The sequence below is a fragment of the Streptomyces katrae genome (assembly GCF_000717655.1).
GTDB lineage: Bacteria > Actinomycetota > Actinomycetes > Streptomycetales > Streptomycetaceae > Streptomyces > Streptomyces katrae_B.
In genome coordinates, this window is sequence record NZ_JNZY01000071.1 from 1 (window position 1) to 16,080 (window position 16,080).

Genomic DNA, 16,080 nt, shown 5'->3' on the forward strand with positions numbered 1-16,080 from the left:
GGGTCGGCGCGGGCCGGGTGGGCGCGGGCCGGGTGGGCGCGGGCCGGGTGGGCGGGGTCGGCGCGGGCCGGGTGGGCGCGGGCCGGGTCACCGGACGAGGAGCTGGGTCAGGACGAGGCGGGACTCGTGGGTCTCGACCTCGAAGAGGCCGCTGCGGTCGGCCGTCAGGACCAGGGTGGCCTCCTGGCCTGCCGGCAGGGCGAGTTCCTTGTCGTAGCCGTGGACGTGCAGGGTGTCCGCGCGGTCGCTGGTGACGCGCAGGGCGATGCGCTCGCCGCGCCGCAGCTCGGTGCGGCCGGGGGCGGGGGTGACCTTGCCGTCCCGGACGGTGAGGGTGACGGTGCGGCCGGCCTGCGCTTCCGGCGACGGCGGTACCGGGGGCGAGGGCTGCGCCGGCGGTGAGGTGTGGCTGTGGCCGGCCTCGCCTGGGGCGGTGGCGGTGAGCTGGGCGGTGCCCTCCACCGGCTTGCCGGCGACGGTCCAGGCGGTGTGGTCGTCCGCGTAGAGGCGGACGGTCAGGGTGTGCGCGCCCTCGGGGACCTGCGCGGCGGGCAGATGGAACCAGGGGCCGTACAACCGGGCCAGCTTGCGGCCGTCGAGCTCCAGGTGCGCGTGGCCGGCGCCCGGGAGGGCGGCGCCGCCGGTGCTGTCGGGGGTGAAGCGGAAGTTCTTCACCGTCAGCTGGAGGTTCCAGCCGTCCTCGGAGTCGGGGCGGGCGGCGAGCTGCACCTGCGGCGCGCCCTCGGCCGGGACCTGGCGGAGCCGGTGGCCGGTGGGGTCCCGGGCCTCGAGCAGGGTGCCTGCGCTGCCGGTGGCCTGCTCGTGGCTGGTGCCGGGCTTGTGGTGGGTGGTGGCCCGCCCGCCACAGCCCGTCGCCGCGCCGCCGACGAGCAGGAGCACCAGCGTCAGCAGGGCTGCGGTTCGGGCCCGCCGCCGCGTCCGCGCCCCGGGGGGCGGCACCCCGCAGCCGTCGCACCCGATGGGATGTCCGGTCCGGCCGTCGCTCACTGCACTCCTCCTTCGGTCATGCCGTCCCCGACGCCCCGCCCGCCTCGGCCCACGGGGTCAAGGCCGGCGGTTGAGCGGGTGGGGTCGGGCGTCATGCCGCGTCCGGGGTGGCTTCGGTGTGCAGGGCCGGTGCCGGGCCGGCCGGGACCGGGGAGCGATCGCCCGCCGGGTCGCTGCCCGGGCCGGCCGGGGCGGGGTCCGGGCGGGAGGCGGCGATGGTGGCCCAGAGGGCCCAGGGGATCGCGAGGAGGGCGCGGAGCCAGGAGGGGCCGACGGGAATCCAGGGGATCATCAGGACGGCCTTGTCGAAGGCATCGAGCAGGGTGAGGGCCGCCAGCAGCAGGGTCAGCCGCGCCAGCCAGGGGCGGCCGGGGCGCAGCGCGATGCCCGCGCCCGTCCACCACAGGCCCAGCAGGAGCAGGGCCAGGGCGGGTACGATGGTCCCCACGAGCGGCATCGTGGAGCCGGCCACGTCCAGCGCCAGCCCGGCCAGGCCGAGCAGCGAGGCCGCCGTTCCCAGCCGGGACCCGCGCAGGCGGCGCCACCACAGCACCCCGCCCACGAGCAGCAGCACCGCCGCCGCGGCCAGCGCGATCTGCGTCTCCACCCGTTCCAGGCCGCGCGCCCCGTACCAGTCACAGCCGGCCGGGAGCTTGCGCGCCTGCACGCTGTAGTCGGCGCAGACCAGCAGCTGGGCGAGTTTCACCGGTTCACCGACCAGGCGGGCCGAGGCGCCCGACACCTCGCCACGGCGGTCGCCGCAGTGCGGGAGCGTGCCCGGGGTGGAGCCGTCGGGCCCGGGCTGCCAGCAGTTCCCGCGGCCCTGGCCGTCCCACCACACGTCCATGCCGTTGGGGCGGGACGCCCCCGACTTGTCCTTGCCGAGGGTGTTGGCGGCGTAGCGGTTGTGGTGGGAGGTGTCCGCCTGCTTCGACCACTCCTCCTCGCCGCGGATGAACGCCGGGACGGCCGAGAGGAAGAAGGCAGCGCGCCGGTGCCCGTACACCCAGTTGTTCTCGTAGACGTTCCAGTTGCCGCCGGCGGTGATGATGCCGGTGCCCGGCGGCATGGAGATCTGCGGGCAGACCACCCCCTGCTCGTAGCCGCGCTCGATCGGCGGCTTGGCACAGGTCCCGTCGGCGACGTACCCGTAGTAGTCGGCGTTGTTGTCGTGGATCAGGTTCCGCTCGAACTTGGCGTGGTTCTGCGGGAGTCCGGGGTGCCCGGGGAAGGCGCTGTCCATCGAGGCGCCTCCCATGTTCTGGTCGAACTCGTTGTCGTGGACCCAGACGGAGTCGCCCGCCGTGCCGGAGTAGCCGACCATGTTGTGATGGCTGTGGCAGCCGGTGATCTCGATGGAGTAGCGCGGGACGTCGTAGCCGCGTCCGTCGTTGATGTTCGAGGCACTGCCCGGGTAGATGCCGGAGTCGCCGTTCCCGTACGACTCGCAGTTCTTGTAGAGCCCGTGGTCGCTGGCGAAGGTCAGGAAGCCGTACTCGTCGTTCCACCGGGTCAGCACGTCGTCGATGACGAACCCGTCGCCCGCGAGGACGTACAGCGAGTTGAACGTGGTGCGCTGCGCGGTGAAGTTGCGGAAGTAGATGCCGTTCGACTTGTCGGCGCGGATGGCGTTCAGCTTCTGGTACTTGGCGTCGATGACGACGTCGAGGCGTGAAGCGCCCGTGCCTTCTATCTGCAGGTCCGTCTTGCCGAGGATCGCGACGAGGTTCTGGTTGTGCCGGCACTGCACCTGCTGCTCGTACGTCAGGATCTGGTAGCCGAGCGAGGAGTCGGGGGCCTTCAGCGCGGCGCACTCCCCGGCGGGTTTCGGCAGTGCGGGCTCCTCCTCGTACAGGCCGGGGAGGATCGCGATGTTCATGCCGGGCCGGTCCACGGCGTCGACGGCTTCCTGGAGGTGCCGGTAGCCGCTCTTCTCGCACCGCTCGTACAGGGCGAGGTTGCGCTGCTTCAGCTCCTCGGGGAAGGCGGATGTCCGGCGTTCGAAGGCCGGCCGGTCGGTCTTGCAGACCAGCAGGTCGGGCTCGGCCTTCCGGTACTGCGGCACGGATCCGGAGCCGTCCGGGAGGGCCACGGGGCGCTCCTCGTGCGCGCTGGCGGCGGGCGCGGCGGCGAGGAGGGACAGGAGAGCGAGGAGGGCGGCGAGGAGCGCCGCCGGCACGGCAGGGAACCTGCGGGTCCACGACATGCGCGTGAGAGTAGAGCAATGTTCATCTTTTTGGACCCCCCGCGGCATCGCCTTTTCGGTCCCTCGCGACATCGCGATTCACGGGGGCATTGACGGGCGGGCCACGGAATCCTACTGTCGACCATAGGATTCCTTTGGCAGCCACAGAGCGGGAGTACCCATGAGCGAGCAGGCCGAGCAGGCCAGGAAGACGGCGGAGGCACTGGAGTACCTCACCGGCTTCGGCAACGAGCACAGCTCGGAGGCCGTCCCCGGCGCCCTGCCGCCCGGCCGCAACTCGCCCCAGCGCGCCCCCCTCGGCCTTTACGCGGAACAGCTCAGCGGCAGCGCCTTCACCGAGCCGCGGGCCCACAACCGCCGCTCCTGGCTCTACCGGATCCGCCCCTCGGCGGCCCACCCGCCCTTCGCCCGCATCGACAACGGCGCCCTGCGCTCCGCGCCCTTCACCGAGGCCCCGGCGGACCCCAACCGGCTCCGCTGGAACCCGCTCCCCGACGCGGCGCCCGGCACCGACTTCCTGGCGGGCCTGTGGACGCTGGGCGGCAACGGCGACGCCACCCAGCGCACCGGGATGGCCATCCACCTCTACTCCGCCAACGCCTCGATGACCGACCGGGTCTTCAGCGACTCCGACGGCGAGCTGCTGATCGTCCCCGAGCGCGGCGGCCTGCTGCTGCGCACCGAGCTCGGCATGCTCAGCGCCGGCCCCGGCGAGGTCGCCCTGATCCCGCGCGGCGTGCGCTTCCGCGTCGAGCTCCTGGACGACGACGCCCGCGGGTACGTCTGCGAGAACTACGGCCGCCCCTTCGAGCTGCCGGACCTGGGCCCGATCGGCGCCAACGGCCTCGCCGCCGCACGCGACTTCCGCGCCCCGGTGGCCGCGTACGAGGACAGCGAGCGCCCGACCGAGGTGGTCAACAAGTTCTGCGGCAACCTCTGGGCCGCCACCTACGACCACTCCCCGCTCGACGTGGTCGCCTGGTACGGCACGCACACCCCGTACGTGTACGACCTGCGCCGTTTCAACGTCCTGGGCTCGATCAGCTACGACCACCCCGACCCGTCGATCTTCACCGTGCTGACCTCGCCCTCCGACACCCCGGGGCTGGCCGGCGTGGACTTCGTGGTCTTCGCCCCGCGCTGGCTCGTCGGCGAGGACACCTTCCGCCCGCCGTACTTCCACCGGAACGTCATGAGCGAGTACATGGGCCTGATCGAGGGCGCGTACGACGCCAAGGCGGAAGGCTTCGTCCCCGGCGGGGGCTCGCTGCACAACATGATGTCCGCGCACGGACCGGACCGGGAGACCTTCGACAGGGCGAGCGCCGCCGAGCTGAAGCCGCAGAAGATCGACGACGGTCTGGCCTTCATGTTCGAGACCCGCTGGCCCATCACCGCCACCACCCAGGCGGCCGGCGCCGATCACCTCCAGCGCGGCTACGACGACGTCTGGCAGGGGCTCCAGCGCCACTTCCGCGCCTAGTATCACTAAGCGCCCCACGCCCCGTCCGTACGGAGAACCACCCGTGACCGCCTTCGCCCCCGACTCGCTGGTGCTCAACCGGAAGCTGCCGCTCTGGTACCAGGTGTCACAGTCGTTGCGCGCCTCGATACTGGGGCGCACCCCGGACGCCTCGCTGCGCCTGCCCACCGAGGAGCAGCTCGCCGAGCACTACGGGGTGAGCGTGCTGACCATGCGCCAGGCGCTCAAGGAACTCGAGGGCGAGGGGCTGATCAGCCGGCACCGGCGCCGCGGCACGTTCATCGAGCCGGGTGCGCGGCGCGGGGCGCCGGTACGGCTGCTGGGTTCGGTCGATGCGATCGTGGCGCAGCAGTCGGGCGACCGTACGACGATTCTCGGCCGCGAGCGGACGGCGGTGTCCGGGGAGCTGCTGGAGCACTTCCCGGACACGGCCGAGGTGGTCACGTACCGCCGGCTGCGCCACGACGGCGAGAGCGGCGAGCCGACCAACTGGGCGGAGAACGCGGTCCGCCCGGAGGTCGCCGAGGCGGTGGACCTGGCCGATCTGGCGCGCTGGCCGATGACCAAGGTGCTGCGTGACGTGGTGGGCGTGCGGATCAGCCGGATCACGGACACGGTCGAGGCGCGGCTGGCCGACCCGGAGACGGCCGAGCTGCTCCAGGTGCCGCTGCTCAGCCCGATCCTGCACTACACGGGCGTGACGTACGACGAGGACGGCCGGGTCGTGGACGTCGCGCGGATCCGCTACCGGGGCGACCGGTTCTCGTTCACGGTGACCGTCGACGCCACCTGACCCCTGCCGGGCTCCTGCCCGGCCCCGGTCCGGCCGCAGCGCCGTACCCGCGAGGGGCCCGGCCGCAGCGCCGTACCCGCCAGGGCTACTTCTCCTCGTCGTCCTTGCCTCGCTCGCCCTCCGCCTGCGACGGCGTGGTCCGCATCGTCTGCGGGTGGTGGCGCTGCATCTTCTCCTTCTCGTCCATGTCCTCGTCGAGCCGCTCGCCCTCGGCCTGCGACGGAGTCGAGTATTCGTCGTACTGACTCATGACCGCCTCCTCCTCGACATCGGAACATATCCGTACATAGGGAGCGTAGCTCTTCGGCATGGACCCAGCCCGGCCGGGCTGGCGCCCGCACCCCCGGCCGCCGCCCGCCGTCGCTACCATCTGGCGGGTGAGCGAAGACGTACCGCTGCTGGACGATCTGATGCCCTGGGCCGTGGGCGGCCTGCGCCTGGGCCGGACCTGGGTGGCGGCCCCCGACCCCGCGGCGCTGCGCGCCCGCTGGGCGGCCCTGACCGGCACCGAAGGGGCCGAGCGGGACCGGCTGTTCCGCCCGACCCGGACCCGCACGCCCACCACCGGCGCGGCCGCGCTGCCCGGCCGCCGCTCGCCGGCGACCGCCCGCTTCGCCGATGCGCCGGGCCCCTGCCCGGAGCCCGTACGGGTGCTGCGCGATCCCTTCGACGAGCAGTGGCTGCTGCCCGACCAGCGGCTCATCGACATGGCCCGCCCGGAGCTGTGGCGGGTCCTGGACGAGCACCAGCTCTTCGCCGTGGAGGCCCCGGAGCTGCTGGTCACCGCACATCTCCCGGTCGGCCGCCTGGGCCGGATCCGCCCGCTGCACCGGCGCCCCGGCGGCGCCGAGCCCAATCTCGCGCCGGGCCTGCTGGCGCTGCTGGGCGAGCGCTACGGCGGCCGGGCCACCCCGCAGGACGTGCTGTGCTGGGTCCTCGCGGCGGGCCGCCCCGGCCCCCGGGGGTACGAGGTCCCGCTGACCGGCGACCCCGGGCGCTGGCGGGCCGGGCTGGAGCTCGGGCACCGGCTGCTCACCGTCCAGCTGCGCGGCGGACCCGGCGCCGAGCCGCCCCGGCTGCCGGGCGGGCGGCGCCCGTACGTCCGCTCGGCGGTCCAGGCCTGGCCGGAGGGGCTCGCGTACGACCCGGAGACCGAGACGCTGCGCCTCGGGGCCGGGACGGTCTCCCCCGTACCGCCGGGCGCCTGGGAGTACGAGGTACAGGGCGGTACGCGGGTACTGGAGGCCTGGTTCGCGGCCCGGACCGCCCACCGGGATCCTGAGGCCGACGGGCTGGACGCGCTCGGGCCTGCCGAGTGGCCGCAGGCCTGGACCTCGGAGCTGCTGGCACTGGTGACCACCTTGGCGCTGCTGGCCGATCTGGCCCCGGAGCGGGCGGCGTTCACCCCCGGGCCGCTGCTGGCGGCCGCCGAGCTGGCCGCCGCGGGCGTGCTGCCGCCGCCGCGCTGGGCCCGCCGCCCGGCCTCGGTCCTGGACCACCACGAGGAGGGCCCGGGCGGCCAGTTCGCCCTGCTCTGACGGACCGCCCCGCGGGGCCTTTCCGCACGGACCCGCGTCACCCCCGCGCACGCACCCGCGTCAGCCCTCCGCCGCCCCCCAGGCCCCCAGCAGCCGGGACACCGAGCGGTCGAAGACCGCGCCCAGGTCGGAGGCCGCCTCCGTCACCGGGTGCCCGCCGGACAGCGCTGCCGCCAGCAGCGGGTACTGCCCCGTCGCCAGCCTCGAGCCCAGCCAGGCGGCCCGTACGCCCTCCTCGGCGGCCTCGCTCCACGGCAGCGACCGGGCCCGCTCGGCCAGGGCCAGCTCGCTCGCCACGAACGTGGCCACCGCGCCGTTGACCGCCGCGACGAGCTCCAGCTTCTCCGCACCGGAAGCCTCCAGCGGGACCAGGCAGTCCAGGCTGTGCTCCAGATGGCGCAGGGCGTTCGGCCCGAAGCCGTAGACGGGGGACAGCAGCCGCGGCAGCCACGGGTGGCGGTGCATCAGTTCCCGTGCCTGGCGGGCGAGTCCGAGCAGGTCGGCCCGCCAGTCCCCGGTCGGCGGGGCCGGCTCGTACTCCCCGCTCACCGCGTCGGCCATCAGCTCGTACAGGTCCTCCTTGCGCGGCACGTAGTTGTACAGGGACATCGTCCCGGCGCCGATCCCGGCTGCCACGCGCCGCATGGAGACGGCCTCGATCCCCTCCGCGTCCGCGATCCGCACGGCCTCGGCCGCGATCGACTCGCGGGTGTGCGCGGGCCGGGGTCCGCGGCCGGCGCGCCCCGGGCGGGCCCAGATCACTCCGGGTCGGGCGGGTCGGCCGCCGACTGCCATCGGTCATCACCTCGCCCTCATCCTAGCTACGTACAGCGTACGCAGTGAGGTAGGATCCGCTGCTCCGCAACTGCGTACGCTGCACTGGCGAGGCCCTGCAGAAGCGTTTCGGCGAGGTCCATGCCCTGCGCGGCCTCGATCTGGCCGTGCCGGAGGGCACGGTCTGCGGGCTCCTCGGCCCCGACGGCGCGGGCAGACCGCCGCCGTACGGATCCTCCCCACGCCGACCCGGCCCACCGGCGGCCGCACCCTCGTCGCCGGCCACGACGTCACGCGCGATCCGGCCGCCGTCCGCCGTGCCATCGGGGTCACCGGCCGGGACTGAGACGGGCGCCACAGACGGACGAACCGCGCACAGCGTGCGATGTCGGCCGCCCGTGTGGTGACAGGCCGGGGTCCCAACCGGTAGGCAGGCTGTCATGACAGCCGACTCGCCCGCGCCCGCACGCCCTGCCGAACCCCGCTCCACGGAACCCCGCCCCGTGGAGCCCCTGCCCCTCGACGGCGTCACGGTCGTCGCCGTCGAACAGGCCGTCTCGGCCCCCTTCGCAACCCGTCAGCTCGCCGACCTCGGCGCCCGGGTGATCAAGGTCGAGCGCCCCGACGGCGGCGACTTCGCGCGCGCCTACGACACCGCCGCGCAGGGACTGGCCTCCCACTTCGTCTGGGCCAACCGCGGCAAGGAGTCGATCGCGCTCGACCTGAAGGACCCGCGCGGCCGGGAGGTCCTGCACGGACTGCTCGACGGGGCCGACGTGTTCGTCCAGAACCTCGCCCAGGGTGCCGCCGCCCGGCTCGGGCTCGACTCGGCCGCGCTGTGCGCGCGCTACCCGCGGCTGGTCGCCGTCGACATCTCCGGGTACGGGGCCGAGGGCCCGTACGCCCACAAGCGCGCCTACGACATGCTCGTGCAGTGCGAGGCGGGGCTGGTCTCGGTGACCGGCACCCCGGAGCAGCCCGTCAAGGCGGGCATCCCGGCCGCGGACATCGCGGCGGCCATGTACGCCTTCTCCGGGGTCCTCGCGGCCCTGCTGCGCCGCGCGGCCACCGGGCGCGGGGGCCGGGTGGAGGTCTCGATGCTGGACGCGCTGGCCGAGTGGATGGGCCATCCGCTGCACCACACGATGCACGGCGGGGAGCAGCCCCCGCGCACGGGCCTCGCGCACGCCGTCATCGCCCCGTACGACGCCTACCCGACGGCGGACGGGGACCGGGTGCTGCTGTCCGTGCAGAACGACCGCGAATGGCGGCGGCTCGCCGAACAGGTGCTGGAGCGGCCCGAGTTGGCAGAGGATCCGGCGTACGCGACGAACGCGGCGCGCACCCGGGGCCGGGAGAAGACCGACGCCGTGGTCGCCGAGGCGCTGGGCCGGCTGGGCGCGGACGAGGCGATCGGGCGGCTGGAGGCGGCGGGCATCGCCTGTGCACGGCTGAACTCGGTGGCCCGGCTCGCGGGACATCCGCAGCTCGCGGCACGGGACCGCTGGCGGGAGGTGGGGTCACCGGCCGGTCCGTTGCGGGCACTGCTGCCGCCGATCGGACTGCCGGGAGGCGCGGCACCGCACATGGGTGCGGTGCCTGCGCTCGGCGAACACACCGAGGCCCTGCTGCGCGCCCTGGGGATGACGGGCGCACAGATCACGACACTGCGCCGGGATGGTGTGGTTGCGTAGGGCCGGGGGCGAAACCAGAAGGGGTCGGGGACGGTTGTTACGAGCGGCGGCTGCCGAAGAGCGTGCGACGCAGACGGCGCAGCGGCGCGAAGAGCGAGACGCGCGCGCTCCGGCTCCGCAGGCGGTGCGTGTGGTCGCGCGAGGTGAGCTCGCGCATCAGCAGGGTCGCCTCGGCCGTCTCGCGGTGCGGGACGGCGGGTCCGCCCAGCACGGCGAGGTGGCGGTCGAGGCGCGAGCTCGTCGCGCTGCTGCCGCAGGTGATGGCAGGCACGCGTGGCGGCCTGCTGCGCATTGCTATCTGTTCCATGTTCTCTCCCCACCCGTACGAGGGCACCCGGCCCGGGCAGGTTAACCCTATCGCCCCTGCGTCGCGCTCGGGTATCCCGGTGGTGTGAATTACCCCTATGGCGACGGGGAGTTGACGGTTACTCAGCGGAGTCGGCCGTCACTCTCCGCAGGGGAGGCGGCCGTTTGAAGGGTCCCCGCGCGAGTCCCGCGCGGACCGGGGCCACAACGCGTGCACTGCGCTAACTTGGAGTGATCGCCCGCCGACACACGGACACACCTGGGGGCTCGCGTGAGTGACAACATCGGTGGGGCGGGCGGGGAATCCGCCGCCGGCCGTGTCATCTCGGGCCGGTACCGGCTGCTCGACCTGCTCGGCCGGGGCGGCATGGGCATCGTGTGGCGGGCCCGCGACGAGCTGTTGGGCCGCGAGGTGGCCGTCAAGGAGGTACGGCCCCCGGCGGGGCTGGACGGCGCCGAGATCGGGCGGATGTACCGGCGGCTCGAGCGCGAGGCCTGGGCGGCGGCACGGGTCTCTCACCGCGGGGTCGTCACGGTCTACGACGTGGCCACCGAGGACGGCCGGCCCTGGATCGTGATGGAGCTGGTGCGCGGGCTCTCACTGGCCGACGTGCTGGAGGCCGAGGGGCCGCTCACCCCGCAGCGCGCCGCTCACCTCGGGGAGCAAGTGCTGGCCGCGCTGCGCGCCGCGCACGAGGCGGGGGTGCTGCACCGGGACGTCAAGCCCTCCAACGTGCTGATCGCCAACGACGGCCGGATGGTGCTGAGCGACTTCGGGATCGCCAGCCTGGAGGGCTCGTCGGCGATCACGATGACGGGTGAGGTGGTGGGCTCCCCCGAGTTCCTCGCGCCGGAGCGGGCGCTGGGGCGCGATCCGGGGCCCGCGTCGGACCTGTGGTCGCTCGGGGTGATGCTGTACTCCGCCGTCGAGGGGGTCTCGCCGTTCCGGCAGGACACCCCGCTGTCCACGCTGCGGGCGGTGGTGGACGAGGAGCTGCCGCCGCCGCGCCGGGCCGGTCCCCTGACGCCGGTGCTGGAGGGGCTGTTGCGCAAGGATCCGGCGGAGCGGCTGCCCGCGGCGGAGGCGGCCCGGATGCTGCGGATCATCGGGGCGGGCGGGGTCCTGCAGGGCTCCGGCGGGGCGGTGGCGGGTCCGGACTCGCCGACGGCCACGGCGCACCAGCGGCACGGCCCCCCGGAGGCGCAGGGCCGGCCCGAGGGGTCCACCCCGCCGATGCCGGTGGTGCCGAGGCCCGCGCCGGGGCCGGGTCCCGCCCCGGCGGGCCGCGGGGCGCCGCCGCGCGAGGGGCGGGCCGGGCTGGTGCTGACCGCCGGGATCGTGGTGCTGCTGCTGGCGGTGGTCGCCCTGGGGTGGCTGCTGCTCAAGGACCGCGATGAGCCGGGCGGGAACGGTACCGGCCCGACGTCCCCGGCCACCACCTCGGCCGCGTCCGCGAGCGCCTCCGGATCGGGGTCGCCGTCGGTGTCCCCTTCGCCTTCGCCGTCGCCGTCCGCTTCGCCGTCGGCCACGCCCGCGCCGCACTTCGCCGTGTCGGTGCGCGCCGTACGGACGGACTACCGCGGGGCCTGCCCGCCGCCCGCCGATCAGGCGCCCGCCTTCACGGCGACCGTCGATGCGGACCGTACGCCCGCCGTGCTGGAGTACCGCTGGGCGACGCGCAGCGGGGTCAGCTCCGGCCCCGGCTGGCAGTCCGTCACGTACACGGCGGACGGCCCCCGGAGCCGGCAGCTGGACCACACCGAGCTCACGTACTACCCGAGCGCGACGTTCGACGACGCGGTCCGGCTGGAGGTGCGGGGGCCGGACCCGACGGCCTCGGAGTGGGTGGACTTCTCCGTGACGTGCGAGGAGGGGGAGACCCCGACGGACGGGACCTCCCCCTCCCCCGGTCCGAGCGGTACGCCGGCCCCGGTCTCGGCAGGGCCTGTACCGGCGGGGCCGGCGACGCCGGACGCCGCGGAGCCGGAAACCTCGGAACCGGAGGTCGCACCGGAGCCCGAAGCGGCTGCCTCGTAGCCCGCCGGATCAGGCGGCGGCGGTGAGGACGGGCAGGTAGCCGCCGGACTGTCCGGCGGCGGTGGGGTGGTACGACTCGCCGATGTTGAGCCAGTTGACGCTGTGCAGCCACGCGTCGCCGGAGCAGATCTCGTGGCCGGTGAAGGCGCCTGCCACCGAGGCGAAGGTGAACCCGTGGTCGGCGGCGCGTTTGGCGATGGCGGCGTTCAGATAGTCGGCCGCGCCGTTGATGGCGGAGCGCTCGCCCTCCGTCAGCCCGGTGGCGCAGGTGCCGTTCAGCTTGTAGAAGCGGGGATAGCCGAGGACGACGACGTGGGCCGCGGGCGCGCGGCCGTGGATGGCGGTGTAGACCTGGTCGAGCTGGCCGGGAAGGGTGGAGTCGACGTACGCCTTGGCCTGGTTGACGCGGCTGATGCAGGTGGACTCGGACTGGAGCACACAGGTCGTCATGACGTCGGAGAATCCGGCGTCGTTGCCGCCGATGGTGATGCTGACCAGGTCGGTTCCGGAGTTCAGCGGGCCGAGCTGGCCGGACAGGACATCACCCGTACGGGCGCCCGAGCAGGCGGTGAAGGAGAAGGTCTGCGGGGAATGGGCGGCGGCCCAGAGGGACGGGTAGGCGCGGGAGGTGCGCTTGCAGTTGCCGCTCCCGCTGTCGTAGTTGCCGGCGCCGACGCCGGAGGAGTACGAGTCGCCGAGGGCGACGTAACCGAAATCGGCCGTGGCGGCGGCCGCCTGTCCGGCGCCGGACAGGGCGGCGCCTGCGGCGAGTAACAGGGAGGCGGTCAGGGCTGCGAAGCGCGACATCTTCATGCTCATGTGTGCGGCTCCTTGTGGGGGTTACTCCTGAGTCCGTGGTACTGGGAGCCGGGGCTGGCTGGAAGTGTTCATGCCAAGAATTTTTGGCGCGGAGTTGCGGCCCGAATCTTCACCACCGGTGCGTTTGAAGAGGGAACTCCGGCCCCGATCCGGCGAAACACGGGTGCACGCGGCCACTTCGTGCCGGATCATGGGCGCCATGCCAGCCAACCCGCATGACGCGCTGCCGATCCGGCTCAACGTCGACGACAGCGATTCACCGTCGGATGTCGTGGACGCGCTGTTCCTCGGCCGGTTCGCGTCCGGCGAGCAGCCGTACTCGCACAGCGTGACGATCGAGCGGGTGAAGGCGGAGGCGACCCTGCTGCCGCCCGAGGCCACCGTGCTGCGCTCGGCCCGTGACTCCGACCGCAGCGCCACCCTGGCGGAGGGCGAGGGCTGGACGATGCTCGTCTCGCGCTGGAGCCGGGGCGCGGACGTGACGGTGACGGCGGTCAGCGACGAGCTCGCCTCCAGCGTGCTCGGCGAGGCCACGCAGGGGGTGCAGGACGAGCCCGAACCGCAGCCGGAGAACGTCACGATGGGCTTCTGGTACGTCTCCCCGCGCCGCGGCCCGTACCGGACGACCCGCCAGATCGCCGCCGGGACCTGGGCGGAGGTGCGGCCCAACTACACGGCGCCGGTGGCCGGGGCGATGGACCGGCTGATGAAGGTGACCCCGGACGACATCGCGGGGCGGCTGCTCCTGCTGCACGGCCCGCCGGGCACGGGCAAGACCTCGGCGCTGCGGACGCTGGCCCGGTCGTGGCGGGAGTGGTGCCAGGTGGACTGCGTCCTGGACCCGGAGCGGCTCTTCAACGACGTGGGCTACCTGATGGACATCGCGATCGGCGAGGACGAGGGCACGGCGAAGGGCCGGTGGCGGCTGCTGCTGCTGGAGGACTGCGACGAGCTGATCCGCGGCGAGGCCCGGCACACGGCGGGCCAGGCGCTGTCGCGGCTGCTCAACCTGACGGACGGGCTGCTGGGGCAGGGCCGCAACGTGCTGGTCGGCGTCACCACGAACGAGGACCTGGAACGGCTCCACCCGGCGGTGGTCCGGCCGGGCCGCTGCCTGGCGCGGATCGAGGTGGGCCGTCTGACGCACGGCGAGGCGGTGGACTGGCTGGGCACGGACGAGGGGGTTCCGCGCGAGGGCGCCACGCTGGCCGAACTGTTCGCGCTGCGCCGGGGAACGGGCCCTTCGGCGCTGCTGCCGCCGCAGGGCCAGCACGGTTCGGAAGCGGGCCTGTACCTGTAGGGGCTCTCCGGGGGAACTCAGGGGGTGTCGTCAAAGAGCCGTCCGGCCGGCTGCTTTGACGACATCCCTAGTTCCCGTACCGGGCGCGCAGGGCTTCGAGGGCGGCCGACGTCGCCTCGTCGAAGGTCAGGCCCAGCCGCTTCGCGCGCTCCGCATAGGCCTGCGCGGCGGTGGCCGCCTCCCGGGCGGCCCCCTCGCCGGCCGCCGCGACGAAGGTCCCGTTCCGGCCGCGGGTCTCGATCACCCCGTCGCCCTCGAGCGCCCGGTAGGCCTTCGCGACCGTGTTCGCCGCCAGGCCCAGCTCCTCCGCGAGCCCGCGCACCGTCGGCAGCTTGTACCCGACCGGAAGGTCTCCCGCCCGCGCGGCCCGCGAGATCTGGGCGCGCAGCTGCTCGTACGGGGCGGCCGCGCCGGCCGAGCCGTCGATCCGGATCTTCAGGTTCGTCGAGGTCACCCGGCGATTCTCCCCCATCCCCGGGAAAAATTCGGAGGCATCCGCCCCGCCCCGCGCCTACGGTCCACGGCATGACCGTTTCGATCCGCGACCTCCGCCCGGGCGACCCCTCGGACGCGGAGTCCGTTGTACGGGTGCGCCGCGCCTCGCTGCCCTTCCTGATCGCCACCACCGACGGAGTCGCCTTCGAGCTGTCCTCCGCCGCTCCGGCCAAGCGCCATCGCCTCCTCCTCGCCGAGACCGCGGACGGCCTCGTCGTCGGCACCGCCGAGCTCGGCCTCGTGTACGACAGTCCGGAGCCCGGCCGGTCGTTCGTCAACGCGTACGTCGACCCCGCGCACCGCGGCGGCGGGGCGGGCACCGCCCTGCTGCGGACGGCCGAGGAGTACCTGGCCTCGGAGGGTGCCGTGAGCACGTACGCCTGGGTGCTGGACGAGCCCGCCCCCCGCGCGTTCGCCGAGCGGCGCGGCTACCGCCCGAGCCGTTCCGCGCACTTCCTGCGCCTGGACCTGGCCCGCGCCGCCCTGCCTCCGTACCCGGACGCGCTCCCCGCCGGGGTCGAGCTGCGCCCCGGCAGCGCTTTCGCCGCCGACCCGCGACCGCTGTACGAGGCCGACGCGGAGGCCTCCGGTGACGAACCGGGCGACGTACCGGCGGAACTGGACGACTACGAGGACTGGCTCGCCACCGTCTGGCACCACCCGGACCTCGACAAGGAGCTGACCACGGTCGTCCTGGTCGACGGGGTCGTGGCCGCGTTCTGCGCCGCCCGGACGGACGGCGCCACCCGCTACGGCTCGGCGATGACCGGCACCCTGCGCGCCTTCCGCGGCCGCGGCCTGGCCAAGCTCGCCAAGACGGACTCCCTGCACCGGGCCCGCGCCGCCGGCTGCACGGAGGCCTTCACGGGCAACGACACCGGGAACGAGCCGATGCTCGCCATCAACAGGTGGTTCGGATACGAGATCTGCGCGACCGAGACGCGCTACGCGAAGCAACTGGAAGGACCCCAGCAGTCATGAGCAGTCACGGGTTGACCGTCACCCTCACCAAGGCGGGCCGCACCAAGATCCGCTACCCCGCCGCCCTGGTCGTGGACACGGGCGACCGGATCTCCGTACGCGCCCCCTGGGCGGCCGACGGCGTACGGGACTTCGGCTTCGTGCGCTTCGAACCGGGCGACGTGTTCACCGAGCACTTCTGGCGGACGCGCTGGTACGCGGTCAAGGAGGTGCGGACGGGCGAGGGCGTCCTCAAGGGCTGGTACTGCGACGTCACGCGCCCGGCGGTGGTGCAGGACGGCGAGATCCTGGTCGAGGACCTGGACCTGGACCTGTGGGTGTCGGCGGACGGCTCCGCGGTCCTGCGGCTGGACGAGGACGAGTTCGCGGCGAGCGGCCTCCCGGAGACCGACCCCGAGGCGGCGGCCGAGGCCGTCCGCGCCCTCGACGCCCTGACCGACCAGGCCCACGCGCCAGGAGGCCTGACCCCCCTCCTGACCTGACCCCGGCGGTCACGGGAAGCCGGCGCCGGTCAACCTTCCCGGGGCGTGTGGCCGGTGCACACGAGGCGTTCGCGGCCGGTGACCGCGTCACGGCCGCTCGTTTGCCGACCGCCGTGCAGCCCTTCCTGAGGCCCTGCTTACCGCTGCCTTAAGCGGACCCTAA

Annotated in this window: 15 protein-coding genes and 1 pseudogene; 9 read left to right on the top strand and 7 right to left on the bottom strand. The window is 74.0% G+C overall.

Features of this window, described 5'->3' with window-relative positions:
* Nucleotides 1-87: 87 nt before the first annotated feature.
* Both IF09_RS0138470 and IF09_RS0138475 read right to left on the bottom strand, forming a co-directional pair.
* A complete protein-coding gene (locus IF09_RS0138470) occupies nt 88-912 on the bottom strand; it encodes a hypothetical protein (RefSeq protein WP_199920544.1) in 825 nt (274 codons plus the stop codon).
* Between the two features lie 187 nt (nt 913-1,099).
* The gene (locus IF09_RS0138475) at nt 1,100-3,214 is read right to left on the bottom strand and encodes a right-handed parallel beta-helix repeat-containing protein (protein ID WP_051833633.1); all 2,115 of its coding nucleotides are present in this window, start codon (nt 3,212-3,214) and stop codon (nt 1,100-1,102) included.
* A 160-nt stretch (nt 3,215-3,374) separates the two neighbouring features.
* Here IF09_RS0138475 and hmgA point away from each other — a divergent pair, with 160 nt between their 5' ends.
* Both hmgA and IF09_RS0138485 read left to right on the top strand, forming a co-directional pair.
* Nucleotides 3,375-4,697, top strand: coding sequence for a homogentisate 1,2-dioxygenase (gene hmgA / locus IF09_RS0138480; RefSeq protein ID WP_030304045.1), 1,323 nt, complete (start codon nt 3,375-3,377; stop codon nt 4,695-4,697).
* A gap of 43 nt (nt 4,698-4,740) precedes the next feature.
* Entirely contained in the window at nt 4,741-5,490 is a 750-nt protein-coding gene (locus IF09_RS0138485; protein WP_030304053.1) for a GntR family transcriptional regulator, read from the top strand.
* 85 nt (nt 5,491-5,575) lie between these two features.
* Here IF09_RS0138485 and IF09_RS46640 read toward each other — a convergent pair whose 3' ends face one another.
* Complete coding sequence (locus tag IF09_RS46640) at nt 5,576-5,740, bottom strand: hypothetical protein (RefSeq protein ID WP_199920543.1); 165 nt, start codon at nt 5,738-5,740, stop codon at nt 5,576-5,578.
* Between the two features lie 160 nt (nt 5,741-5,900).
* On the opposite strand from IF09_RS46640, the gene IF09_RS0138495 reads away from it, so the two are divergent.
* Entirely contained in the window at nt 5,901-7,028 is a 1,128-nt protein-coding gene (locus IF09_RS0138495) for a type ISP restriction/modification enzyme (RefSeq protein ID WP_234321331.1), read from the top strand.
* Nucleotides 7,029-7,088: 60 nt separating this feature from the next.
* Here IF09_RS0138495 and IF09_RS0138500 read toward each other — a convergent pair whose 3' ends face one another.
* Nucleotides 7,089-7,823: a TetR/AcrR family transcriptional regulator gene (locus tag IF09_RS0138500; RefSeq protein WP_030304055.1), complete on the bottom strand. Its 735-nt coding sequence runs from the start codon at nt 7,821-7,823 to the stop codon at nt 7,089-7,091.
* A 125-nt stretch (nt 7,824-7,948) separates the two neighbouring features.
* Between IF09_RS0138500 and IF09_RS48400 the strand changes: the two are divergent.
* Both IF09_RS48400 and IF09_RS0138505 read left to right on the top strand, forming a co-directional pair.
* Nucleotides 7,949-8,142, top strand: a pseudogene (locus IF09_RS48400) (ATP-binding cassette domain-containing protein); the annotation flags it as partial.
* Between the two features lie 100 nt (nt 8,143-8,242).
* Nucleotides 8,243-9,496 carry a CaiB/BaiF CoA transferase family protein gene (locus tag IF09_RS0138505; protein ID WP_037637169.1) on the top strand — a complete coding sequence of 418 codons (1,254 nt, stop codon included), beginning with the start codon at nt 8,243-8,245 and terminating at the stop codon, nt 9,494-9,496.
* Between the two features lie 37 nt (nt 9,497-9,533).
* Here the strand turns inward: IF09_RS0138505 and IF09_RS0138510 are convergent, their stop codons facing one another.
* The gene (locus IF09_RS0138510) at nt 9,534-9,803 is read right to left on the bottom strand and encodes a hypothetical protein (protein ID WP_076046471.1); all 270 of its coding nucleotides are present in this window, start codon (nt 9,801-9,803) and stop codon (nt 9,534-9,536) included.
* 366 nt (nt 9,804-10,169) lie between these two features.
* On the opposite strand from IF09_RS0138510, the gene IF09_RS0138515 reads away from it, so the two are divergent.
* A complete protein-coding gene (locus tag IF09_RS0138515) occupies nt 10,170-11,840 on the top strand; it encodes a serine/threonine-protein kinase (protein ID WP_078613728.1) in 1,671 nt (556 codons plus the stop codon).
* A 9-nt stretch (nt 11,841-11,849) separates the two neighbouring features.
* Here the strand turns inward: IF09_RS0138515 and IF09_RS0138520 are convergent, their stop codons facing one another.
* Nucleotides 11,850-12,653: an SGNH/GDSL hydrolase family protein gene (locus IF09_RS0138520; RefSeq protein ID WP_030304058.1), complete on the bottom strand. Its 804-nt coding sequence runs from the start codon at nt 12,651-12,653 to the stop codon at nt 11,850-11,852.
* Between the two features lie 205 nt (nt 12,654-12,858).
* On the opposite strand from IF09_RS0138520, the gene IF09_RS0138525 reads away from it, so the two are divergent.
* On the top strand, nt 12,859-13,959 hold the full coding sequence (locus IF09_RS0138525; protein WP_030304060.1) for a DUF5925 domain-containing protein: 1,101 nt from the start codon (nt 12,859-12,861) through the stop codon (nt 13,957-13,959).
* Between the two features lie 67 nt (nt 13,960-14,026).
* Here the strand turns inward: IF09_RS0138525 and IF09_RS0138530 are convergent, their stop codons facing one another.
* Entirely contained in the window at nt 14,027-14,413 is a 387-nt protein-coding gene (locus IF09_RS0138530; protein WP_234321330.1) for a GntR family transcriptional regulator, read from the bottom strand.
* A gap of 71 nt (nt 14,414-14,484) precedes the next feature.
* Here IF09_RS0138530 and IF09_RS0138535 point away from each other — a divergent pair, with 71 nt between their 5' ends.
* Both IF09_RS0138535 and IF09_RS0138540 read left to right on the top strand, forming a co-directional pair.
* Nucleotides 14,485-15,435: a GNAT family N-acetyltransferase gene (locus tag IF09_RS0138535; protein WP_030304063.1), complete on the top strand. Its 951-nt coding sequence runs from the start codon at nt 14,485-14,487 to the stop codon at nt 15,433-15,435.
* Nucleotides 15,432-15,917 (top strand): DUF402 domain-containing protein, encoded by a 486-nt coding sequence (locus tag IF09_RS0138540; protein ID WP_030304065.1) that lies wholly within the window; start codon nt 15,432-15,434, stop codon nt 15,915-15,917. The genes IF09_RS0138535 and IF09_RS0138540 overlap by 4 nt, the downstream gene beginning before the upstream one ends.
* Nucleotides 15,918-16,080 lie beyond the last annotated feature (163 nt).

Coding starts and splice junctions, on each gene's coding strand:
- IF09_RS0138475 (WP_051833633.1), bottom strand. CDS start 3,214: ATGTCGTGGACCCGCAGGTTCCCTGCCGTGCCGGCGGCGCTCCTCGCC.
- hmgA (WP_030304045.1), top strand. CDS start 3,375: ATGAGCGAGCAGGCCGAGCAGGCCAGGAAGACGGCGGAGGCACTGGAG.
- IF09_RS46640 (WP_199920543.1), bottom strand. CDS start 5,740: ATGAGTCAGTACGACGAATACTCGACTCCGTCGCAGGCCGAGGGCGAG.
- IF09_RS0138495 (WP_234321331.1), top strand. CDS start 5,901: ATGCCCTGGGCCGTGGGCGGCCTGCGCCTGGGCCGGACCTGGGTGGCG.
- IF09_RS0138500 (WP_030304055.1), bottom strand. CDS start 7,823: ATGGCAGTCGGCGGCCGACCCGCCCGACCCGGAGTGATCTGGGCCCGC.
- IF09_RS0138505 (WP_037637169.1), top strand. CDS start 8,243: ATGACAGCCGACTCGCCCGCGCCCGCACGCCCTGCCGAACCCCGCTCC.
- IF09_RS0138510 (WP_076046471.1), bottom strand. CDS start 9,803: ATGGAACAGATAGCAATGCGCAGCAGGCCGCCACGCGTGCCTGCCATC.
- IF09_RS0138515 (WP_078613728.1), top strand. CDS start 10,170: ATGGGCATCGTGTGGCGGGCCCGCGACGAGCTGTTGGGCCGCGAGGTG.
- IF09_RS0138520 (WP_030304058.1), bottom strand. CDS start 12,653: ATGAAGATGTCGCGCTTCGCAGCCCTGACCGCCTCCCTGTTACTCGCC.
- IF09_RS0138525 (WP_030304060.1), top strand. CDS start 12,859: ATGCCAGCCAACCCGCATGACGCGCTGCCGATCCGGCTCAACGTCGAC.
- IF09_RS0138535 (WP_030304063.1), top strand. CDS start 14,485: ATGACCGTTTCGATCCGCGACCTCCGCCCGGGCGACCCCTCGGACGCG.
- IF09_RS0138540 (WP_030304065.1), top strand. CDS start 15,432: ATGAGCAGTCACGGGTTGACCGTCACCCTCACCAAGGCGGGCCGCACC.